Raw genomic sequence first — 22637 nt, forward strand, 5'->3', positions numbered from 1 at the left:
GGGAGGACCATCTCCCAAGGCTAAATACTACCTAGTGACCGATAGTGAACCAGTACCGTGAGGGAAAGGTGAAAAGCACCCCGGAAGGGGAGTGAAAGAGATCCTGAAACCGTGTGCCTACAAGTAGTTAGAGCCCGTTAATGGGTGATAGCGTGCCTTTTGTAGAATGAACCGGCGAGTTACGATTACGTGCGAGGTTAAGCTTTAGAAGGCGGAGCCGCAGCGAAAGCGAGTCTGAATAGGGCGAATTAGTACGTGGTCGTAGACCCGAAACCAGGTGATCTACCCATGTCCAGGGTGAAGGTGAGGTAACACTTACTGGAGGCCCGAACCCACGCACGTTGAAAAGTGCGGGGATGAGGTGTGGGTAGCGGAGAAATTCCAATCGAACTTGGAGATAGCTGGTTCTCTCCGAAATAGCTTTAGGGCTAGCCTCGTGATGAGAATACTGGAGGTAGAGCACTGTTTGGACTAGGGGGCCATCCCGGTTTACCGAATTCAGACAAACTCCGAATGCCAGATATTTATACACGGGAGTCAGACTGCGAGTGATAAGATCCGTAGTCAAAAGGGAAACAGCCCAGACCACCAGCTAAGGTCCCAAAGTAATCGTTAAGTGGAAAAGGATGTGGCGTTGCACAGACAACCAGGATGTTGGCTTAGAAGCAGCCATCATTTAAAGAGTGCGTAATAGCTCACTGGTCGAGTGACGCTGCGCCGAAAATGTATCGGGGCTAAACGATTCACCGAAGCTGTGGATTGACATCTACGATGTCAGTGGTAGGAGAGCGTTCTAAGTGCGTTGAAGTCAGATCGGAAGGACTGGTGGAGCGCTTAGAAGTGAGAATGCCGGTATGAGTAGCGAAAGACGGGTGAGAATCCCGTCCACCGTATGACTAAGGTTTCCTGAGGAAGGCTCGTCCGCTCAGGGTTAGTCGGGACCTAAGCCGAGGCCGATAGGCGTAGGCGATGGACAACAGGTTGATATTCCTGTACCACCTCCTCACCGTTTGAGAAATGGGGGGACGCAGTAGGATAGGGTAAGCGCGCTGTTGGTTATGCGCGTCCAAGCAGTAAGGCGTGTGTGTAGGCAAATCCGCACACTGTAACGTTGAGCTGTGATGGCGAGTCCGTATGGACGAAGTTCCTGATTTCACACTGCCAAGAAAAGCCTCTATCGAGGTGAGAGGTGCCCGTACCGCAAACCGACACAGGTAGTCGAGGAGAGAATCCTAAGGTGTGCGAGAGAACTCTCGTTAAGGAACTCGGCAAAATGACCCCGTAACTTCGGGAGAAGGGGTGCTCTTGAGCGTGCAAGCGCATGAGAGCCGCAGTGAATAGGCCCAGGCGACTGTTTAGCAAAAACACAGGTCTCTGCAAAACCGTAAGGTGACGTATAGGGGCTGACGCCTGCCCGGTGCTGGAAGGTTAAGAGGAGTGGTTAGCGCAAGCGAAGCTGCGAATTGAAGCCCCAGTAAACGGCGGCCGTAACTATAACGGTCCTAAGGTAGCGAAATTCCTTGTCGGGTAAGTTCCGACCCGCACGAAAGGCGTAACGATCTGGGCACTGTCTCAACGAGAGACTCGGTGAAATTATAGTACCTGTGAAGATGCAGGTTACCCGCGACAGGACGGAAAGACCCCGTGGAGCTTTACTGTAGCCTGATATTGAATTTTGGTACAACTTGTACAGGATAGGTAGGAGCCAGAGATCTCGGAGCGCCAGCTTCGAAGGAGGCGTCGGTGGGATACTACCCTGGTTGTATTGAAATTCTAACCCATGCCCCTTAGCGGGGCAGGAGACAGTGTCAGGCGGACAGTTTGACTGGGGCGGTCGCCTCCTAAAAGGTAACGGAGGCGCCCAAAGGTTCCCTCAGAATGGTTGGAAATCATTCGTAGAGTGTAAAGGCACAAGGGAGCTTGACTGCGAGACCTACAAGTCGAGCAGGGTCGAAAGACGGGCTTAGTGATCCGGTGGTTCCGCATGGAAGGGCCATCGCTCAACGGATAAAAGCTACCCCGGGGATAACAGGCTTATCTCCCCCAAGAGTCCACATCGACGGGGAGGTTTGGCACCTCGATGTCGGCTCATCGCATCCTGGGGCTGTAGTCGGTCCCAAGGGTTGGGCTGTTCGCCCATTAAAGCGGTACGCGAGCTGGGTTCAGAACGTCGTGAGACAGTTCGGTCCCTATCCGTCGTGGGCGTAGGAAATTTGAGAGGAGCTGTCCTTAGTACGAGAGGACCGGGATGGACACACCGCTGGTGTACCAGTTGTCTTGCCAAAGGCATCGCTGGGTAGCTATGTGTGGACGGGATAAGTGCTGAAAGCATCTAAGCATGAAGCCCCCCTCAAGATGAGATTTCCCATTACGCAAGTAAGTAAGATCCCTCAAAGACGATGAGGTAGATAGGTTCGAGGTGGAAGTGTGGTGACACATGGAGCTGACGAATACTAATCGATCGAGGACTTAACCAAAATGTTTGAAACATTCAATGCACCGTTTATCCAGTTTTGAAAGAATAATTAATTCTTTTATATGTCTAGTGATGATGGCAAAGAGGTCACACCCGTTCCCATACCGAACACGGAAGTTAAGCTCTTTAGCGCCGATGGTAGTTGGGGGCTTCCCCCTGTGAGAGTAGGACGTCGCTAGGCAATGTAAACAGTCAGCTGTGTGCTGGCTGTTTTTTTTTTTTGAAAAACATTAATAATTTATCAATAATTCCACAAAACTTGCTTAAAATAAGAAGAGCTTAACTAATATTTATATACGAAATGTAGAAGAAATTAAAAAATCCATATTTTCTTCGTATAAAAAAGGAAGAAAAGTCTATCAGAGATGGCACTGATAAAAATCTGAATTGTCTTTCTTTTATAAGTTTCTTGACAGTAGCTTAGCACGTTGTTAATCTTACAATTAATATTCTTTTAACTATAGGAGGACGTTACGAAAATGTGGGAAACTAAATTTGCCAAAGAAGGTTTAACTTTTGATGATGTATTATTAGTACCAGCCCATTCAGAAGTATTACCGAAAGATGTTGATTTATCAGTTCAACTAACACCGAAGATTAAATTAAATATTCCAATGATCAGCGCAGGCATGGATACAGTTACAGAATCTAAAATGGCAATTGCTATGGCACGTCAAGGTGGCATCGGTATTATCCATAAGAACATGTCGCTTGATGAGCAAGCTGAGCAAGTAGAAAAAGTAAAACGTTCTGAAAATGGTGTTATTACAAACCCATTCTTCTTAACTCCGACTCACCAAGTTTTCGATGCTGAGCATTTAATGGGGAAATACCGAATTTCTGGTGTACCAATCGTTGATAGCATGGAAAACCAAAAGCTAGTAGGGATCATTACAAACCGCGACTTACGCTTTATTTCTGACTATTCTTTAAAAATTGAAGATGTTATGACGAAAGAAGATTTAATTACAGCACCTGTTGGAACGACTCTAGAGGATGCTGAAAAGATTCTTCAACAATATAAAATCGAAAAGTTACCAATTGTAGATGAAGAAGGTAAATTAACTGGATTAATTACAATTAAGGATATCGAGAAGGTAATTGAGTTCCCTAACGCTGCAAAAGACATACATGGTCGTTTATTAGTAGGGGCAGCAGTTGGTGTTTCAAAAGATACGATGATACGTATTGAAAAGCTTGTTGAAGCACAAGTAGATATCGTAGTAATCGATACAGCTCACGGTCATTCTGAGGGTGTATTACAAACAATTCGCTCTATCCGTGAATCTTACCCAGAGCTTGAAATTATCGCTGGTAACGTGGCAACAGCTGAAGGTGCACGCGCATTATTTGAAGCTGGTGCAGATGTAGTGAAAGTTGGTATTGGACCAGGATCTATTTGTACAACTCGTGTCGTAGCTGGTGTAGGTGTACCACAAATTACAGCTGTTTACGATTGTGCAACAGTAGCACGTGAACTTGGGAAAACAATTATTGCTGATGGAGGCATTAAATATTCTGGTGACATTGTAAAAGCTCTTGCAGCGGGTGGTAATGTTGTAATGCTTGGTTCACTTCTTGCAGGTACTTCTGAATCTCCTGGTGAAACTGAAATCTTCCAAGGTCGTCGATTCAAAGTATACCGTGGTATGGGTTCAATTGGAGCTATGGAAAAAGGTTCAAAGGATCGTTATTTCCAAGAGGATGCCAAAAAATTAGTGCCTGAAGGTATTGAAGGTCGTCTTCCTTACAAAGGACCTCTAGCGGATACTATTTATCAACTAATCGGTGGTATTCGTGCAGGTATGGGCTATTGCGGTTCAGCTAACCTTGAGTTCTTACGTGAAAATGCTCAGTTTGTTCGAATGACAGGTGCAGGTCTACGTGAATCACATCCACATGATGTACAAATCACAAAAGAATCACCAAACTATTCGATGTAATATATTACTAGCAACTTTTATGCTCTCGAATCGTCTACAAAGATGACACGAGGGCATTTTTTTATGATAGAGAGTGCGCACGGACATTACTATATATGATAAAATGTCGAGGACAAGATTATTTTTTGGAGGGCTTTAAAGGTGAAAAAGACAATGAATACTGTAATACGCTTACTCCTAATTCCTGTTTTGTTATTTAGTGTTTTAGCAGGTATTCCAGCGAAGGCAAATGCAGAAACAGATTTAGGACTATACGTGGATGCTGCAATTTTAATTGACGCAGATTCAGGAAAAATTTTATATGAACAAAATGCAGATACTTCACTAGGTATTGCGAGTATGACAAAAATGATGACTGAATACCTGCTATTGGATGCAATTGATGCAGGTACAGTTAAATGGGATCAGGAATATCATGTAACTGATTATACGTATAAAATTTCACAAAACCGTGCGTTAAGTAATGTACCATTACGTAGAGATGGAACTTACACAATTCGTGAATTGTATGAAGCGATGGCTATTTACTCTGCAAATGCTGCTACAGTGGCTATTGCGGAAACAATTGCAGGTACTGAAACTGAGTTTATAAAATTAATGAATAAAAAAGCGGAAAAGCTTGGTCTTAAAGACTATAAATTCGTAAACTCTACTGGTCTTAACAATGCAGATTTATTTGGTATGCATCCAGCTGGTACTGGACCAAAAGATGAAAACGTAATGCCTGCTAAAACTGTAGCAAAATTAGCATATCATTTACTAAAAGATCATCCAGAGGTATTAGAAACGTCTAAAATTGCAGAAAAGACGTTTCGTGAAGGTACAGAAGATAGAATTGAAATGAGAAACTGGAACGATATGTTACCGGGATTAGCAAACCCATATGAAGGCGTCGACGGGTTAAAAACAGGTACAACAGACTTTGCTGGACATTGCTTTACAGGTACTGCAACGCGTAATGGTACACGTTTAATTTCTGTTGTTATGAAGGCTGTAGATGAAAAGGGTGAAGGCACAAGAAAAGCGCGCTTTGATGAAACAGCTAAATTATTTAACTATGGCTTCTCACAATTCTCGAAACAAGAAATTATCCCAGCGAACTATAAGTTTAAAGATCAAGAAACAGTAAAAGTTACGAAAGGTAAAGAAAAGAATGTAGCGATTGCTGTTAAAGAACCAGTTTCATTTATGATCAAGTCATCTGAAAAAGACTTATATAAACCTAAACTAGTATTAGATAAAAAGAGTCTTGAAGCAGAGGTTAAGAAGGATACAGTTGTCGGGAAGGTAGTTATTGAGCGCACAGAGGGCACAGATCACGGTTTTATTGACGGTAAGGGTCTTAAGGTCGATGTTGTCACAACAGAGGCTGTGGAGCGTGCTAGTGGTATCTCATTATTCTTCCAAGGTATTGGTAGCTTCTTCGGAAACTTATGGAACAGCATTACTGACTTTGTTGGTGGCTTATTTTAACTTCCTTTTCAGCGGGTGACCAAACATCCGCTGAAAGAAGTTAAAGCCTCCGGCGGATGTCACAGAATCGGAATGGAGTTCTTAGGGGATGTTAGCCTAAAATCATCGCATCCATGCGATAACGGCTAACTGACCTGCGTCATGCAGGCCTAAGCACAAAGCCGATTCCGGACGCAATTATGCCGAGGCATAATTGATTAATACTTAACTTAAAGAACACGAGATGTTTTCAAACATCTCGTGTTCTTTTTCACGTTTTTTCGCTCTACTGCATACGCTATTAGGCGAAAGGATGTGGCTAAATGTGTGGTATTACTGGATGGGCTAGCTTTCAAAAGGATTTAAGAACAAGTAATGAAATTCTAAAGTTAATGACGCAGACATTAAATAAACGAGGGCCTGATGATGAAAATATTTGGTGTAGTGAGCATATTGCATTTGGCCATCGTCGGCTAGCTGTCATAGATTTAATCGGTGGGAAGCAGCCGATGAAAAAATCTCATGATGCTGCAAACTATGTCATTACATATAATGGCGAGCTTTATAATACAGAAGAATTAAGGAAAGAGCTCCAACACCGGGGGCATGCTTTTACAACACATTCAGATACGGAAGTATTATTAACGGCTTATATTGAATGGAAAGAGCAGTGTGTTGATTTTTTAAATGGAATTTTCGCTTTTGGTATATGGGATGAACAATCACAATCTCTTTTTTTATGTCGAGATCGACTAGGTGTAAAACCTTTGTTTTACACAGAACAACAAGACGGCCTGCTTTTTGCATCCGAGGTGAAAGCATTATTAGCTCATCCATTGATTACACCAACTGTTAATACGGAAGGGCTGGCAAATATGATGGCTGTAGGGCCGTCTAGAATGCCTGGAAAGTCACTTTTTCAAAATATTAGTGAGCTACGTCCAGGATATGCAATGCGTTTCTCTAGAGAGGGCATACGGGTTTGGCAGTATTGGCAGTTGCAGAGTAAACGTCATGAAGAGTCTTTAGAGGAAACCATTGATCATGTCCGTTTTTTGTTAACAGATGCTATTGAACGACAGCTTGTTTCAGACGTACCAATTTGTACATTTCTTTCAGGTGGATTAGATTCCAGCATTATTACAGGAATTGCAGCAAATAGGTTTCATGAACAAAATAAAGGTAAGCTCCATACGTACTCCATAGATTATGAGGATAATGAACGCTTCTTTAATCCACATGCTTTTCAAACATCAACAGACACGTATTGGATTCACAAAATGACAGATACCTTTCGTACAGAACATCATGCTGAGGAAATTTCTCAGCGGCAACTAATCGATTGGTTAGTAGAGTCTGTCATTGTTAGAGATTCCCCAGGGATGGCAGATGTAGATTCATCGTTATTATGGTTTTGTCGAGAAATAAAAAAAGACTTTACGGTTGCGCTGTCGGGTGAATGTGCAGATGAAATTTTCGGCGGCTATCCATGGTTTACAGAAAAGACAACAGGTTTTCCTTGGATTCGTTCACTGTCTGAAAGATCAACAATGTTACAAGAGCGGTGGCGTAAGAAATTAACAGTTGAATCATTTGCACAGCAGGCATATTCGCAAACCATTTCTGAAGTACCATATCTTGATGGAGAGAGTAAAGAGGAAGCAAGGCAACGTGAAATGTTTTATTTGAACATGGTATGGTTTATGCAAACATTACTGGAACGCAAAGATCGTATGAGCATGGGAGCGAGTCTTGAAGTTCGTGTTCCATTTGCAGATCATCGACTTGTGGAATATGCGTGGAATATTCCTTGGGAAATGAAAAATTTAGGTGGTATAGAAAAGGGTTTGCTTCGTAAGGCAATGCAACATTTATTGCCAGAAGAAGTTTTATATCGGAAAAAGAATCCGTACCCTAAAACATATCATCCAGTTTATACGGCAGGTGTTCAAAAATGGCTAAGAGAAATAATGGAGGATAAAAATTCAATTCTTCATGAATTGTTTGAGCGGCAGAAGCTAATAGGGCTAATTGAATCTGGTGGTAGTTCTTTCAAAGTTCCTTGGTATGGACAATTAATGGCAGGTCCACAGCTTTTGGCTTATCTCGGCCAAATCCATACATGGTTTAAGCTATACAATATCCAACTAATTGAATCGTAATATAACGGAAATACCGATCAACCTTTTAAGGTAAGGTTGATCGGTGTTTTTTCTGTATGCCCCAACAGTTCATTAGCTTTTCAATTGAAGGTTCAATTTCATGTACAGGTATACCTCCAAAACCTAGTAAAAATTGAGCTTGCGAGGGTGCGGCGGAGTGATCTAGGCGATAATCAGATAGTGAATAGATTTTGATGTCCATATTGGAGGCAAGCTGCTGTAAATGCTTTTCGGACAAAGTATGCTGTACATCGAGTAAAATATGCATTCCTGCTTGCTCACCGGTAATATTAATCTGATTAGAATAGTTTTCTAAAATAGAAGTAAGTTTTTCATGTTTTTTTCGATAAACCTTCCTCATCCGATTTAAATGCTTTGCAAAATGGCCGTCACGCATAAAATTAGCTACGATATGTTGATCAAAGCGGGGTACCGTTGATGAATAGTAATTAAATACATCATTATAAGTAGCAAGTAATTTTGATGGAAGTACAAAATAAGCAACACGTAAGGACGGCATTAATGATTTTGTAAATGTACTCATATAAATGACTTTATCATTTCGATCTAATGCATGAAGTGCAGGAATTGGTTTTCCAGTATAACGAAATTCGGAATCATAATCATCTTCAATTATGTATCGAGAGGAGCTTTGTGCGGCCCAATTTAAAGCCTGTGCACGTCTTGTAGCCGATAATACTGCCCCTGTAGGGAATTGGTGTGATGGCGTTATGTAGACAACGTCAGCACTAGTATTTTCGAGCTCATGAATGACAATTCCTTCATCATCGACCGCAATTGGATAGACTTTTCGTTTATGCTGAGAAAACATACGATGCACAGCAGGATACCCTGGGTTTTCAAGTGCAAAGCAAGTATCGTCACCAAAAAGTCGCAATATCATTGGTAGAAGTTGTTCTGTTCCTGAGCCGATGACAATTTGCTCGGGACTACAAACAACCCCACGTGATTGAAATAAATAATTAGCAATTTCCGTTCGTAAAGATAGTTCTCCCTGAGGCTCACCTGTTAATAATAATTCCTTTGAGGCATCATCAAAGAGCTCTTTCGCATATTTCCGCCATGTTTGAAATGGGAAGACATCAATATCGATAGAACCAGGATTAAAATCTATTTTGTACGATTTTTTCTTTACTTGTTCGTGTATAGCCGCTATTGTGTCCTGCTGAATATATGGAAGCTCGTCAATTTCCTCTACAAAATAACCGACGCGAGATTTAGACATAATATAGCCTTCTGCAAGTAACTGTGCATATGCAATTTCAATCGTTGTTTGAGAAATATTCAAAAAATCGGCTAATTTTCTTTTTGATGGTAATTTTTCTCCTACTGCAATTTTCTTTGAAATAATAGCTTCTTTAATGCCGCTATAAAGCTGGTCATAGAGCGGTTTTTCACCATTTTTTTCTAGTTGGAATAATAGCATGTCCATATTCATTCATCCTCCTGACCTTATGGTTATTTAGTAAACTGGATATTTTTATATGGTCAATTTCGATTATACTAAATTTCATCATAAAGGTGGAGGTTAGAAATCATGAGACAAACAGGTACAGAATTAGTTAAGCGCGGGATGGCAGAAATGCAAAAGGGTGGTGTCATTATGGATGTTATTAATGCGGAGCAGGCGAAAATTGCGGAAGCTGCAGGGGCTGTAGCTGTCATGGCATTAGAACGAGTACCATCAGACATTCGTAAGGCGGGTGGTGTTGCACGTATGGCGGATCCTCGTATTGTCGAGGAGGTCATGGGAGCTGTATCCATTCCCGTAATGGCTAAAGCACGTATTGGACATATTGTAGAAGCAAGAGTGTTAGAAGCAATGGGTGTTGATTATATTGATGAAAGTGAAGTATTAACGCCAGCGGATGAGGAGTTTCATTTATTAAAAAGTGATTATACAGTGCCTTTTGTTTGTGGGTGCCGTGATTTGGGTGAAGCAGCTCGACGCATAGGTGAGGGGGCTTCTATGCTACGAACTAAAGGGGAACCTGGGACGGGTAATATTGTAGAGGCAGTTCGCCATATTCGAAAAGTGAATGCGCAAGTACGTAAGGTAGTGGGGATGACAGAGGACGAATTAATGACAGAGGCTAAATTGCTTGGTGCTCCTTTTGAATTATTAAGAGAAATTAAGCGTCTTGGCCGTTTACCAGTAGTAAATTTTGCAGCGGGTGGAGTTGCTACGCCAGCGGATGCAGCATTAATGATGGAGCTTGGAGCAGACGGTGTATTTGTTGGCTCTGGCATTTTCAAATCAGAAAATCCAGAGAAATTTGCTCGTGCAATTGTTGAAGCTACTACGCATTATAAGGACTACAAGCTAATTGCTGAAATTTCAAAAGAGTTAGGTGTTCCGATGAAAGGCATCGATATTGCACAGCTTAGTCAAAATGAGCGTATGCAAGAGCGAGGCTGGTAAAATGAAGCGAATCGGTGTTTTGGCATTACAGGGCGCGGTGCGAGAGCATGTGCAAACGTTAGAGTCTCTCGGATGCGAAGCGGTCTTAGTAAAACAAAGAAGTGATTTAGAGAAGCTTGATGGACTTGTCTTGCCTGGTGGAGAAAGCACAACGATGCGCAAATTGCTGAATCGATACGAGTTATTAGAGCCAATTCGCACACTTGCAAAGCAAGGTTTACCGATGTTTGGAACATGTGCAGGATTGATTTTATTAGCGAAGGACTTAGTGGATTATGAATCACATTTAGCAGTAATGGACGTGTTAGTTGCACGGAATTCTTATGGACGTCAAGTAGATAGCTTTGAAGTGAAGCTCGACATACCTGAAATAGGTCCTGCCATTCCGGCTGTCTTTATACGCGCGCCACATATTGTTTCTGTAGGTGAAGGTGTTGAAGTATTAGCGGAGCATGACGGGAAAATCGTTTTAGCAAAAGACGGTCATTTTTTAGGTTGTTCCTTCCATCCTGAATTAACGGAAGATACACGTATTCTTGAATATTTTGTATCTTTTATGGTATGACTTGCAAAATCTCATTTCATATAGTACAGTATGGATAAAATTTAAATAACTTAACACGATGATGGGAAGTAGTAACAAGCTCGTTTTTTTTAGAGAGTCAGCGGGTGGTGGAAGCTGATAAAAGCACTTGTGAATCCGTCCTGGAGTTGCGCAGTCGAAGTGAATGAAGTAGGCTGTCGCCGGCTGAAATGCCGTTATGAAATAAGTGGATTAGACAAAGTACAAAGTGTCTAGTCAATTAGGGTGGCAACGCGGGTAGCTCTCGTCCCTTTTGGGGATGAGGGCTTTTTTTGTGTTTCCCTAACTATTTTCCCATCATTAAGAATCTACTGGAGGTATGACGATGTTAGATATTAAACGCGTGCGCGACAATTTCGCAGAAATTAAAGAAATGTTATTAACACGTAATGAGGATTTAGGAAACTTAGACGATTTTGAACAATTAGATGCAAAGCGTCGTGAATTAATTGCAAAAACAGAAGAGCTTAAAGCTGAGCGCAATAAAGTATCTGAGCAAATTTCTATTATGAAACGTAATAAGGAAAATGCGGATGAAGTTATTGCACGTATGCGTCAGGTTGGCGATGAAATTAAAGAGCTAGATGTCCAATTAAATGATGTAGAAGATCGCTTTAAAGATATGATGATGCGTTTACCAAACGTTCCACATGAATCTGTACCAGTTGGCACAACAGAGGATGATAATGTAGAGGAATATACTTGGGGTGAGGTACCAACGTTTAATTTTGACATTAAAGCACACTGGGATATCGCTACGGACTTACAAATTGTAGACTTTGAACGTGGTGCAAAAGTAACTGGTAGTCGTTTCCTATTCTATCGTGGCCTTGGTGCTCGTTTAGAACGTGCATTAATGACGTTTATGATGGACTTACATGCAGAAGAGCATGGCTATGAAGAAATGCTACCGCCTGTAATTGTTAATCGCGATAGCTTAACAGGTACAGGACAACTACCTAAATTTGAAGAAGATGTCTTTAAATTGGTTGATACAGATTACTTCATGATTCCAACAGCAGAAGTACCTGTGACAAATTTCTACCGTGATGAAATTTTACCGGTTGAAGCTTTACCACAAGGCTTTGCAGCATATAGTGCTTGCTTCCGTTCAGAGGCAGGATCTGCGGGACGCGATACACGTGGTTTAATTCGTCAACATCAATTCAACAAAGTAGAATTAGTACGCTTTGTTAAACCAGAGGAATCTTATGAACAGTTAGAACTATTAACAGGTCATGCTGAAAAAGTACTGCAATTATTAGGGTTACCATACCGCAAACTAAAAATGTGTACAGCTGATTTAGGCTTTACTGCAGCTAAAAAGTACGATTTAGAAGTTTGGATTCCAGCGCAAAATATGTACCGTGAAATTTCTTCATGCTCTAACTTTGAAGATTTCCAAGCACGTCGAGCAAATATTCGCTTCCGTCGTGAGCCAAATGCAAAACCGGAGTATGTACACACATTAAACGGCTCAGGTCTTGCAATCGGCCGTACAGTAGCAGCAATCTTAGAAAACTATCAACAAGCAGATGGAAGCGTAGTGATTCCTGAAGTATTAAGACCATATATGGGCGGAAAAGAAGTAATCGCTCCAAAGTAACCGGAGTCAAAAAATGAAAAAACTACTGTTGAAATTTCAACAGTAGTTTTTCTTTTAACCAGTAGGGTGAATTTTTTATTAAAATTCTTCATTCTCAACAATTAAAGCTTGTCGCGCTTTTTTCTCGGCCTTTTTTCGTTCGCGTAATGCTCGGAAAAAATCGGTTAAGATTTGTCCACATTCCTCAGCTAAAATTCCCTCTGATACTTCACATTCATGGTTAAAGCGTGCATCGTTTAATAAACGATAGAGTGAATCTACACAGCCAGCTTTTATATCTCTTGCACCATATACAACACGTGGCACACGAGATTGTAAAATGGCACCTGCACACATAGGGCAAGGTTCAAGCGTCACATAGAGTGTTGTTTTTTCAAGACGCCAGCTACCTATTTTTTTACAAGCTTCTTGAATAACCATTAGTTCAGCGTGCGTCGTCGCGTTTTGTGTTGTTTCTCGTAAATTATGAGCACGTGCAATAATCTCTCCATCGTAGACAAGCACAGCTCCTATCGGCACTTCCCCAAGTAAGGCTGCTTTCTTAGCTTCTTCCAGTGCATTGTTCATAAACAATCGGTCTGTTTCAAAAATATCCACTATGATCTCTCCTTATCATTTAGTGTATCTTGCTTAATTAACAATTGCTACTGTCAAATAAGTCTCGGCAACATCGCCTCCGTATTATGTAAAAAGTTAAAACGTTGACATATTCAAAACAACCATCTATATTTATATATGAACACATGCTCATATATAAATATAAAAGTTAGGGGTAAGCTAAATGGACGAAAAATTACAAAATACAGAGGTTCATAATAAAAAAGAACAACATTTAGACGAAGAGACACTATTCGTCGTGTCTCAAACATTTAAAGCTTTAAGTGATCCGACAAGAATTCGCATTTTGAATTTATTATGTACGGATGAGCATTCAGTCAACGACATCGCTGAAATTTTAGATTTAGGCCAATCAACAGTTTCACATCAGTTACGTTTTTTGAAAAATTTACGGTTAGTGAAATATAGAAGGGAAGGCACAACCTTATATTATTCAAAAGATGATGATCACATTATGAATTTGTTAATGCAAGCTATTGAGCATGCTACACATAACTAGAACTAATGGAGGGATGAGAAATGGGACATAATCATGATCACAGCCATGACCATACACATGGCGCAAATAAAAAGGTGTTAATCTTATCATTTATTATTATTACGAGTTATATGGTTGTTGAAGCGATTGGTGGCTATTTAACAAATAGTTTGGCTCTTTTATCCGATGCAGGACATATGTTAAGTGATTCAATTTCATTAGCAATAGCTTTACTTGCTTTTATATTTGGAGAAAAGGCTGCGAGCTATAGTAAAACATACGGTTATAAACGATTTGAAATTTTAGCAGCGGTATTAAATGGTGTGACTTTAATTTTGATTGCTTTATTCATTTTCTATGAGGCATTAGAACGTTTTACCAATCCACCAGAAGTAGCAACAACAGGCATGCTAGTTATTAGTACAATCGGTCTTTTGATAAATATTTTAGTAGCCTGGATTATGATGCGTGGCAGTGATACAAAAGATAATTTAAATATGCGTGGAGCTTATTTACACGTATTAAGCGATATGCTTGGATCTGTAGGGGCCATCGTTGCCGCACTGTTAATAATGTTTTTTGGCTGGGGCTGGGCTGATCCACTTGCGAGTGTTATTGTTGCAGCATTAGTATTAAGAAGCGGCTACTATGTAACGAAGGCTGCTGTCCATGTTCTCATGGAAGGCACACCTTCCAACGTTGACGTTGAAGAGATCGTACAAACTATTGTACAAACAAATGGCGTTCATAGCATTCATGATTTACACATTTGGACAATAACAAGTGGAACAAATGCACTTTCTTGTCATGCGGTTGTCGATGATCAGCTAAAAATTGCGGATGGTGAGCATATATTACGGGAAATTGAACATAATCTTGAACATAAGGGCATAAAGCATGTGACGATTCAATTGGAAACAGTAGCGCATAAGCATGATCAATCCATTTTATGTACAATAAAAACTGAGCAGTCGAATCACCATCATCATTAATAAAATTTTTAGTTCTTTTTACTCTTTGCATACCCTTCGTGGGTATAGTATGATAAGTGTGAGTAGGAGGTGTATTGTATGGAGGATATAGTGAAAGAGGATGTTTGTCATACAGAGGAAGGTATGTCGTGTCGAAAAAGTCATCATCCTGAACGCGTTAAAAAAGATTTAACGACTCGTTTAAATCGAATCGAAGGTCAAATCCGAGGTGTTAAAGGGATGATTGACAAAGATGTTTACTGCGATGATATTATTACGCAACTGTCTGCCACACAGTCTGCTTTAAATAGTGTAGCAAAAATATTATTAGAAGGTCATTTAAAGGGATGTGTAGTAGATCGCCTATCAGAAGGTGATGAAGCAGTGTTAGATGAATTAGTAGTGACTATCCAAAAATTAATGAAGAAGTAAAATTTTTTAATAAATATATACCCCTATATAGTATATAAAATAAAAGGAGAGATATTTTATGCAAAACGTAACATTAAACGTACAAGGAATGTCATGTGGACATTGTGTAAATTCAGTGGAAAAAAGTGTTGGAGCTTTAGCAGGCGTTGAACAAGTAAAAGTAAACTTAGCTGATGGTTTAGTAGATGTAGCATTCGATGAAACACGAGTATCTCTAGACCAAATTAAAGAAGCAATCGACGATCAAGGCTATGACGTTAAATAATATAAATAGGGTGCTCAAGTAGCACTCTATTATTTTCAATTACACATACCCCCTGTTGGTATGTAGGGAGGAGAAATGATCATGAGTTCAGAAATAAAGGAAGCGAATTTGCAAATTACAGGTATGACATGTGCAGCCTGTGCAACTCGTATAGAAAAAGGTTTAAATAAAATGGATGGTGTAGAACAAGCGACGGTTAATTTAGCTCTTGAAAAATCGTCCATTAAATATGATCCGACAAAACTAAATGAAGAAGACTTTGAAAAGAAAATTGAAGCACTTGGTTATGGTGTCGTTAAACAAAAAACTGAATTCGATATTACAGGTATGACATGTGCGGCCTGCGCAACACGGATAGAAAAGGGTTTAAATAAACTGGCAGGTGTATCCTCTGCGAACGTAAACTTAGCGCTCGAAAAAGCAAATATAGAGTTTAACCCATCTGAGGTGACGATTGCAGATTTGATTGCGAAGGTTGAACAATTAGGATATGAAGCGCATCAAAAAGCAGAAGATCAAGAGACAGTAAATCATCGAGAACAGGCTATCAAGCAACAGCAGCAAAAATTTATTTTCTCGGCCATTCTTTCATTACCATTACTTTGGACGATGGTAGGACACTTCTCATTTACATCATTTTTATATGTTCCGGAATTTTTAATGAATCCGTGGGTGCAAATGGTGTTGGCCACTCCCGTTCAATTTATCATTGGGAAACAATTTTATGTTGGGGCATACAAAGCTTTACGCAACGGTAGTGCCAATATGGATGTGCTTGTAGTGATGGGAACCTCTGCAGCATATTTTTATAGTTTATATCAAGCCATAATTACTACGGGGTCACATCATGCCCCTCATTTATATTTTGAAACGAGTGCCGTATTAATTACTTTAATTTTATTAGGTAAATTATTTGAGGCAAAAGCAAAGGGTCGCTCTTCTGAAGCAATCAAAAAGTTAATGGGCCTTCAGGCTAAAACGGCCATCGTTGTTCGTGACGGTGTAGAAGAAGAAGTACCATTAGAAGAAGTAGCCATTGGCGACATTATTTTAGTGAAACCTGGTGAAAAAATCCCTGTCGATGGTGAAGTGTTAGAAGGAACAACAGCTGTCGATGAATCGATGTTAACAGGAGAGAGTTTACCTGTTGATAAAAAGCAAGGCGATTTATTATTCGGTTCCACTATTAATAAAAATGGTTTTATTAAAATGACGGCAACTAAAGTTGGGCGCGATACGGCCTTAGCTCAAATTATTAAAGTTGTAGAAGACGCACAAGGCTCAAAAGCGCCGATCCAACGCTTAGCAGACCAAATTTCAGGTGTTTTTGTACCAATCGTTGTTGGTATTGCAATTGTAGCGTTTCTAATCTGGATTGTTTGGGTGCGACCAGGTGAATTTACACCTGCACTAGAAGTATTAATCGCAGTACTTGTTATTGCTTGTCCATGTGCGCTTGGATTAGCAACGCCAACATCGATTATGGCGGGCTCTGGCCGTGCGGCGGAATTTGGTATTTTATTTAAAGGTGGAGAGCATTTAGAGCAAACACAAAGCATCGATACTGTAGTTGTTGATAAAACAGGTACAGTGACACACGGTAAACCTGTATTAACGGATGTTGTATTAGCGGCGAATCAAGACGAGGCACATTTTTTATCGTTAATCGGTGCAGCAGAGAAGCAATCCGAGCATCCGTTAGCAGAAGCAATTGTTCAAGGAATTACTGATCGAGGAATCGACCTAGGAGATGTTCAATTTTTTGAAGCCATACCAGGTTACGGTGTGCAAGCGACTGTATCTGGTCAAGGAGTCGTCATCGGTACTCGTAAATTGATGCAACAATACGGTATTCATATTGATGATATTCTAACAACAATGGAGCAATTAGAGGAAAACGGTAAAACTGCCATGTTAGCTGCGATTAACGGTCAGTATGCTGGCCTAGTAGCAGTTGCTGATACAGTAAAAGATACTTCAAAAGAAGCGGTTAGTCGTTTACAAGAAATGGGTATTACTGTCATTATGATGACTGGTGATAATGAACGTACAGCACAAGCAATCGGAGCAGAAGTTGGTGTGGATCATGTGATTGCTGAAGTTCTTCCGGAAGGCAAAGCAGATGAAGTGAAAAAACTACAAGCTCAAGGTAAAAAAGTGGCGATGGTTGGGGATGGCATTAATGATGCGCCGGCACTTGCGACAGCTAATATTGGGATGGCGATTGGTACCGGTACTGACGTAGCTATGGAAGCAGCGGATATTACACTAATTCGTGGTGATTTAAACAGTATCGCAGATGCTATCATAATGAGTCGTAAAACAATGCGCAACATTAAACAAAACTTATTCTGGGCATTTGCTTACAATACATTAGGTATTCCAATTGCCGCAATCGGTTTACTAGCTCCTTGGGTAGCAGGTGCAGCGATGGCGTTTAGTTCAGTATCTGTTGTATTAAATGCACTGCGTTTACAGCGAGTTAAATTATAAGGTTAAAAATAGATCCACTATGGTGGGTCTATTTTTTTGTCGCCTATTTTATAGAGAAATAGTTTGATTCTGTCTTTCATTTTCTCTCTATGATACAATGAAAAGCACTGATTATAAAGAACCTCGAAGACGAGGTAATTGATGATAGAATCCATAGAACATAAAGGAGGAGCTTCTGGTGACGGTTCCATTTGTTACGGTAGAAGGTCCGATTGGTGTTGGTAAAACCTCTTTATCGAAAGAGATTGCGGCGGCATTTAATTACCATCTATTAAAAGAAATAGTAGACGAAAACCCTTTTCTAAATAAGTTTTATGAAAACATTGAGGAATGGAGCTTCCAAACGGAAATGTTCTTCCTATGTAATCGCTATAAACAATTATCGGATATAAAAAGTTTCCGTTTAACGCATGATAAACCTGTTGTAGCGGATTACCATATTTTTAAAAACTTAATATTTGCAAAGCGTACATTGGCATCAACTGAGTATGATAAATACGAGGAAATCTATAAAATATTAACGAAAGATATGCCTGTACCTAATGTAGTTGTTTATTTACATGCCAGCGTTGATACGTTGATGAAACGTATTGCGATGCGTGGTCGTGAATTTGAAAAAATGATTTCGCGAGATTACATGGAGCAACTGGTGGCAGATTATCATTCTTTTATCGAGCATTTTGAGAAAATGCATCCTGAAATTCCTATTATTCGATTTAATGGTGATCAGCTTGATTTCGTAAAAAATCCAAATGATTTGACATATGTTTTACAAACAATAAAGGACACGTTACAACAAAGGAGTTTGCAACAATGAATTTGAGAGAGAAATACGATATTCCACCACAAACGGTCATTACAATCGCTGGTACGGTTGGTGTAGGGAAATCAACGATGACAAAAGCGTTGGCAGAGGCGCTAAATTTTCGTACGTCTTTTGAAAAGGTGGATACGAATCCATATTTAGATAAATTTTATGAGGACTTTGAAAAATGGAGCTTCCATTTACAAGTGTATTTTTTAGCTGAGCGTTTTAAGGAGCAGAAGCGAATCTTTGAATATGGCGGCGGGTTTATTCAAGATCGCTCAATCTACGAAGATACAGGGATTTTTGCGAAGATGCACTATGACAAAGGTACAATGAGCCCGACAGATTATGAGACGTATACAAATTTATTTGATGCGATGGTGATGACACCGTACTTCCCTCATCCAGATTTACTTGTTTATCTAGAGGGGCCAATTGATGATGTAATTGGTCGTATTCAAGAGCGTGGACGTTCAATGGAGCAACAAACACCACATGATTACTGGATTGAAATGGATGATCGCTATGAGAACTGGATCAATAATTTTAATTCATGCCCGGTTCTACGTTTAGATATTAATGATTATGATTTATTAAAAAATCCTGAAGCAATTGAATCAATTGTGAGCCGCATCAGTCATATGCTAAAACAAACAAGTCATTTACGTAAATAAGAAATAAACTATGCTTAAAAATGTAACATATAGCAAGGGAAGCTTTGCGTTCTGGCCGAAAGCGAAGCGGTGGGCAGAAACAGCAATTGAATAAAATAAATGATTAAAAGACGTGAGACAATATGTAGCTATTGTGTCACGTCTTTTGGGTAGGAGGGATTGTTATAAGAATAGCAGTGTATTGTGGTTCAGGCTTAGGCATAGATCCAATTTATGCAGAGAAGGCAGCCGAATTAGGGACTGTATTAGCTCAAAATGGTCATGGTGTCGTTTATGGTGGTTCGAAAACAGGTCTGATGGGGAAAGTAGCAGATGCAGTATTAGAAGCTGGCGGAGAGGTTATTGGCGTGATGCCAACTCATTTGCAGAAGCGGGGATTGGCACATGCCTCGTTAACAGAGATTCATTTTGTGGAGTCTATGCATGTACGTAAAGCCAAAATGGTGGAGTTAGCAGATGCTTTTATAGCTTTACCAGGTGGTGGTGGGACATTAGATGAATATTTTGAGGTGTTTACGTGGGCACAAATAGGATTACATGAAAAGCCCGTAATCCTATATAATGTAAATAGCTTTTATGATGCGATTTTACAACACTTTCAGAAAATGCTTGAGGAAGGCTTTATACGAACAGAACAACAGCCACTTATTCGTGTAGCTACTACATCGGAGGAAGTATTAAGTTTATTAAAAAAACATGGGTAATATATGCCCATGTTTTTTCTGCAATAAATAATCTGTATAAATATTTTTGTTAGGCTCATAACTATAAAAATTTTAGGTCGCTAATACAATGAAAGAGGTGTAGGTTATGCAGGCGAAAGTTACCGATGATCAAGTAGTGTTGGCAATTGAACGAAATATAGCCATTACGTTTTGGTATAGACCATAAAGTTACCTATGTAAATGACTTTTTGCTAAAACATTAGGCTATAAAGTTGAAGAAATGATAGGAAAAGATCATAAGGATTTTTGTTTACCTGAATTTGCAAATAATATGGAATACGGAAAATTTTGGCGAAACTTAGCTACTGGTAATAGCTATCAGGATAAAATCGAAAGAATGGATGCAAGAGGTAATAGACGAACAATCAAGGCATTTTACCAAAATAATTTAACTCCTTTCAACAAATGTCTTTTGTATCATAAGTACCCCGTCAATTGTTTTATTTACATAATTTTCTGATATATATTGAAATAGTAGATGAGTTTTATTTACAATAATTGTGTAAGCTTTCATAAATCATAATAGGGGTGTTATGGATGACAAAGGTGGAAGTAAGTTTTAAGCATTTGCCAACAACTGCAGTTTCAGATGCGACAGGGGGACATACGAATTTACGTAGTGCTATTAAACCGTTAGCAGATCATTATAAAATTGCTGGCCGTGCGGTAACAGTGCGTTTACCAGATGGCGAAAATGGTGCAGTATTGGAAGCAATCCGAACTGCTAAAGAGGGAGATATTTTAGTAATCGATGCTAAAGGGAATACCAATCGTGCAGTTGCCGGTGATTTTGTTCTTTCATTGGCGAAGGGTATTGGTGTACAGGGCCTTGTCGTTGATGGTGTTATTCGTGATATTGCAGCAATTCGCGAGCTAGACTTTCCTGTGTTTTCACTTGGCACAACGGTAGCAGCTGGCTATAAAAACGGTGGTGGGGAAGTAAATGTTCCTATTGCTATTGGGGGCGTTTCTGTTCGTCCTGGGGATTATATTATTGGGGATGTAGACGGTGTCATTGTCGTTCCACAGGAAGATGCAGAGCGTATTATTGCAGCGGCTGAGGTAAAGATTGAAAAAGATGAAATACGTGCACAAGAGGCGCATAAAAATGGAAAAGAATCTATTATTGCTTATTTAGATAAAGCTCTAACAAAGTAAAAAAAACTCACGATGCCATCGTACATCGTGAGGTTTTTTTATTTTTATGCTAAGTTTTCGTTATTTTTAAAGTAATTTTTCATTTTGTCTGTATCGAAACGGCCTTCCCATTTCGCCATTACTAATGACGCAAGTGAGTTACCAATTACGTTAACGACTGTACGTCCCATATCAAGAATACGGTCGATACCTGCGATGAATGCTAAACCTTCAACTGGAATGCCGACAGTACCTAGAGTTGCTAGAAGTACAACGAAGGATACGCCTGGAACACCTGCAATTCCTTTAGATGTAACCATTAATACAAGCATTAACGTAATTTGCTCACCAATGCTTAGGTTAATACCGTACATTTGAGCGATAAATAATGCAGCAATAGCTTGGTACAATGTGGAACCATCTAAGTTAAAGGAGTAACCGGTTGGAATAACAAAGGATACGATATCCTTTGGAGCACCTAGTTTCTCCATTTTCATCATAACTCGTGGTAACACAGCCTCAGAACTTGCCGTTGAGAACGCTAAAATTAGCTCATCTTTTAGTACTTTAATTAAGAAGAAAATATTGATACCTGTGAATTTTGCCACAAGACCAAGAATAACAAAGATAAAGAATAGCATTGTTGCATAAACAAGAATAGCAAGTTTGCCAAGTGGTATTAGTGAAGCGAATCCATATTTGGAAACGGTTACACCAATTAAACCAAATACCCCAAGTGGAGCGAATTTCATTACGAGGTTCGTTACCCAGAACATAGCATCTGCTACCCCTTGGAAGAAGTCTAATACTGGTTTACCTCGATCGCCAACGGCAGCTACCCCTAAACCAAAAATAACTGAGAAGAAGATGATAGCAAGCATATTACCTTCAGACATTGCCTGAATGATATTTGTTGGTACAATGCTTACAATAATATCAAATGGTCCTTCATGCTGTACTTCTTCAGTAGTTGCAACGTATTTCGAAATATCTCCTTGAGAAAGTTCGTTCATGTTTAAACCTGCGCCTGGTTGGAACAAGTTTGCAGATAGTAAACCAACTACAATTGCTACTGTTGTAATAACTTCAAAGTAAATAAGTGATTTACCACCTAATCGTCCGAGCTGTTTCATATCTCCAGTTCCAGCAACACCAACGATTAATGTTGAAATAATAATTGGTACAACAATCATTTTAATTAGATGAAGGAAGATATCACCTAAAGGTTGTAAATATGTTTCAATTTTGGGGTTTCCGTAAAAGATACCGCCAACAATAATCCCTAAAATCAAACCGACTAAAATTTGAGTGGCTAAACTGATTCTAAATTTCTTCTTCAAAACTTTAGTACCCCCTAATATTAAGTTTTTA

At 39.8% G+C, this 22637-nt stretch carries 18 protein-coding genes, 2 rRNA genes, 1 pseudogene and 1 other annotated feature; of the genes and pseudogenes, 18 read left to right on the plus strand and 3 right to left on the minus strand.

All coding sequences use genetic code 11. The annotated features are described in order from the left end of the window. From ABE34_RS14030 to asnB, 5 genes are all read left to right on the plus strand, one after another. Window positions 1-2477: ribosomal RNA gene (locus ABE34_RS14030) — 23S ribosomal RNA — on the plus strand; the annotation flags it as partial. A gap of 64 nt (window positions 2478-2541) precedes the next feature. After that, window positions 2542-2657 (plus strand): 5S ribosomal RNA (gene rrf, locus ABE34_RS14035). Between the two features lie 298 nt (window positions 2658-2955). Beyond that, window positions 2956-4419: an IMP dehydrogenase gene (guaB, locus tag ABE34_RS14040; RefSeq protein WP_197143168.1), complete on the plus strand. Its 1464-nt coding sequence runs from the start codon at window positions 2956-2958 to the stop codon at window positions 4417-4419. A 141-nt stretch (window positions 4420-4560) separates the two neighbouring features. Beyond that, window positions 4561-5892: a D-alanyl-D-alanine carboxypeptidase family protein gene (locus ABE34_RS14045; RefSeq protein ID WP_346655565.1), complete on the plus strand. Its 1332-nt coding sequence runs from the start codon at window positions 4561-4563 to the stop codon at window positions 5890-5892. A 302-nt stretch (window positions 5893-6194) separates the two neighbouring features. Next, on the plus strand, window positions 6195-8033 hold the full coding sequence (gene asnB, locus ABE34_RS14050; RefSeq protein WP_197143169.1) for an asparagine synthase (glutamine-hydrolyzing): 1839 nt from the start codon (window positions 6195-6197) through the stop codon (window positions 8031-8033). 25 nt (window positions 8034-8058) lie between these two features. Here the strand turns inward: asnB and ABE34_RS14055 are convergent, their stop codons facing one another. Next, window positions 8059-9486, minus strand: coding sequence for a PLP-dependent aminotransferase family protein (locus ABE34_RS14055; RefSeq protein WP_197143170.1), 1428 nt, complete (start codon window positions 9484-9486; stop codon window positions 8059-8061). Window positions 9487-9591: 105 nt separating this feature from the next. Here ABE34_RS14055 and pdxS point away from each other — a divergent pair, with 105 nt between their 5' ends. From pdxS to serS, 3 genes are all read left to right on the plus strand, one after another. Next, on the plus strand, window positions 9592-10476 hold the full coding sequence (pdxS, locus tag ABE34_RS14060) for a pyridoxal 5'-phosphate synthase lyase subunit PdxS (protein ID WP_197143171.1): 885 nt from the start codon (window positions 9592-9594) through the stop codon (window positions 10474-10476). 1 nt (window position 10477) lies between these two features. Then, window positions 10478-11041: a pyridoxal 5'-phosphate synthase glutaminase subunit PdxT gene (pdxT, locus tag ABE34_RS14065; protein WP_197143190.1), complete on the plus strand. Its 564-nt coding sequence runs from the start codon at window positions 10478-10480 to the stop codon at window positions 11039-11041. Window positions 11042-11090: 49 nt separating this feature from the next. Further along, window positions 11091-11314, plus strand: a binding site (T-box leader). 70 nt (window positions 11315-11384) lie between these two features. Then, window positions 11385-12665, plus strand: coding sequence for a serine--tRNA ligase (serS, locus tag ABE34_RS14070; RefSeq protein WP_197143172.1), 1281 nt, complete (start codon window positions 11385-11387; stop codon window positions 12663-12665). A 78-nt stretch (window positions 12666-12743) separates the two neighbouring features. On the opposite strand, the gene tadA is transcribed toward serS, so the two are convergent. Further along, the gene (tadA, locus tag ABE34_RS14075; protein ID WP_197143173.1) at window positions 12744-13262 is read right to left on the minus strand and encodes a tRNA adenosine(34) deaminase TadA; all 519 of its coding nucleotides are present in this window, start codon (window positions 13260-13262) and stop codon (window positions 12744-12746) included. A gap of 184 nt (window positions 13263-13446) precedes the next feature. On the opposite strand from tadA, the gene ABE34_RS14080 reads away from it, so the two are divergent. The 10 genes and pseudogenes from ABE34_RS14080 (at window position 13447) to ABE34_RS14125 (ending at window position 21287) form a co-directional block, all read left to right on the plus strand. Continuing rightward, window positions 13447-13782: an ArsR/SmtB family transcription factor gene (locus tag ABE34_RS14080; protein WP_197143174.1), complete on the plus strand. Its 336-nt coding sequence runs from the start codon at window positions 13447-13449 to the stop codon at window positions 13780-13782. 20 nt (window positions 13783-13802) lie between these two features. Next, window positions 13803-14753, plus strand: coding sequence for a cation diffusion facilitator family transporter (locus ABE34_RS14085; RefSeq protein ID WP_197143175.1), 951 nt, complete (start codon window positions 13803-13805; stop codon window positions 14751-14753). Window positions 14754-14831: 78 nt separating this feature from the next. Then, a complete protein-coding gene (locus ABE34_RS14090; protein ID WP_197143176.1) occupies window positions 14832-15164 on the plus strand; it encodes a metal-sensitive transcriptional regulator in 333 nt (110 codons plus the stop codon). Window positions 15165-15222: 58 nt separating this feature from the next. After that, on the plus strand, window positions 15223-15429 hold the full coding sequence (gene copZ / locus ABE34_RS14095) for a copper chaperone CopZ (RefSeq protein ID WP_197143177.1): 207 nt from the start codon (window positions 15223-15225) through the stop codon (window positions 15427-15429). A gap of 81 nt (window positions 15430-15510) precedes the next feature. Further along, on the plus strand, window positions 15511-17922 hold the full coding sequence (locus ABE34_RS14100) for a heavy metal translocating P-type ATPase (protein ID WP_197143178.1): 2412 nt from the start codon (window positions 15511-15513) through the stop codon (window positions 17920-17922). A gap of 178 nt (window positions 17923-18100) precedes the next feature. Further along, complete coding sequence (locus ABE34_RS14105) at window positions 18101-18739, plus strand: deoxynucleoside kinase (RefSeq protein WP_197143179.1); 639 nt, start codon at window positions 18101-18103, stop codon at window positions 18737-18739. Next, window positions 18736-19404, plus strand: coding sequence for a deoxynucleoside kinase (locus ABE34_RS14110; RefSeq protein ID WP_197143180.1), 669 nt, complete (start codon window positions 18736-18738; stop codon window positions 19402-19404). The genes ABE34_RS14105 and ABE34_RS14110 overlap by 4 nt, the downstream gene beginning before the upstream one ends. Window positions 19405-19580: 176 nt before the next feature. Then, window positions 19581-20108: a TIGR00730 family Rossman fold protein gene (locus ABE34_RS14115; protein WP_346655566.1), complete on the plus strand. Its 528-nt coding sequence runs from the start codon at window positions 19581-19583 to the stop codon at window positions 20106-20108. A gap of 220 nt (window positions 20109-20328) precedes the next feature. Then, a pseudogene (locus ABE34_RS25160) lies at window positions 20329-20589 on the plus strand (hypothetical protein); the annotation flags it as partial. A 77-nt stretch (window positions 20590-20666) separates the two neighbouring features. Then, on the plus strand, window positions 20667-21287 hold the full coding sequence (locus ABE34_RS14125; protein WP_197143181.1) for an RraA family protein: 621 nt from the start codon (window positions 20667-20669) through the stop codon (window positions 21285-21287). A gap of 44 nt (window positions 21288-21331) precedes the next feature. Here ABE34_RS14125 and ABE34_RS14130 read toward each other — a convergent pair whose 3' ends face one another. Beyond that, the gene (locus tag ABE34_RS14130) at window positions 21332-22606 is read right to left on the minus strand and encodes a cation:dicarboxylate symporter family transporter (RefSeq protein ID WP_197143182.1); all 1275 of its coding nucleotides are present in this window, start codon (window positions 22604-22606) and stop codon (window positions 21332-21334) included. Window positions 22607-22637: the final 31 nt, after the last annotated feature.

This window comes from Lysinibacillus sphaericus (genome assembly GCF_015844675.1).
Lineage (GTDB): Bacteria > Bacillota > Bacilli > Bacillales_A > Planococcaceae > Lysinibacillus > Lysinibacillus sphaericus_E.

What these genes read in the sequence shown, in the direction of transcription:
- ABE34_RS14080 (WP_197143174.1), top strand. Translation starts at nt 13,447, where the DNA reads ATGGACGAAAAATTACAAAATACAGAGGTTCATAATAAAAAAGAACAA.
- copZ (WP_197143177.1), top strand. Translation starts at nt 15,223, where the DNA reads ATGCAAAACGTAACATTAAACGTACAAGGAATGTCATGTGGACATTGT.
- ABE34_RS14100 (WP_197143178.1), top strand. Translation starts at nt 15,511, where the DNA reads ATGAGTTCAGAAATAAAGGAAGCGAATTTGCAAATTACAGGTATGACA.
- ABE34_RS14090 (WP_197143176.1), top strand. Translation starts at nt 14,832, where the DNA reads ATGGAGGATATAGTGAAAGAGGATGTTTGTCATACAGAGGAAGGTATG.
- ABE34_RS14110 (WP_197143180.1), top strand. Translation starts at nt 18,736, where the DNA reads ATGAATTTGAGAGAGAAATACGATATTCCACCACAAACGGTCATTACA.
- serS (WP_197143172.1), top strand. Translation starts at nt 11,385, where the DNA reads ATGTTAGATATTAAACGCGTGCGCGACAATTTCGCAGAAATTAAAGAA.
- asnB (WP_197143169.1), top strand. Translation starts at nt 6,195, where the DNA reads ATGTGTGGTATTACTGGATGGGCTAGCTTTCAAAAGGATTTAAGAACA.
- ABE34_RS14125 (WP_197143181.1), top strand. Translation starts at nt 20,667, where the DNA reads ATGACAAAGGTGGAAGTAAGTTTTAAGCATTTGCCAACAACTGCAGTT.
- pdxT (WP_197143190.1), top strand. Translation starts at nt 10,478, where the DNA reads ATGAAGCGAATCGGTGTTTTGGCATTACAGGGCGCGGTGCGAGAGCAT.
- ABE34_RS14085 (WP_197143175.1), top strand. Translation starts at nt 13,803, where the DNA reads ATGGGACATAATCATGATCACAGCCATGACCATACACATGGCGCAAAT.
- pdxS (WP_197143171.1), top strand. Translation starts at nt 9,592, where the DNA reads ATGAGACAAACAGGTACAGAATTAGTTAAGCGCGGGATGGCAGAAATG.
- ABE34_RS14055 (WP_197143170.1), bottom strand. Translation starts at nt 9,486, where the DNA reads ATGGACATGCTATTATTCCAACTAGAAAAAAATGGTGAAAAACCGCTC.
- guaB (WP_197143168.1), top strand. Translation starts at nt 2,956, where the DNA reads ATGTGGGAAACTAAATTTGCCAAAGAAGGTTTAACTTTTGATGATGTA.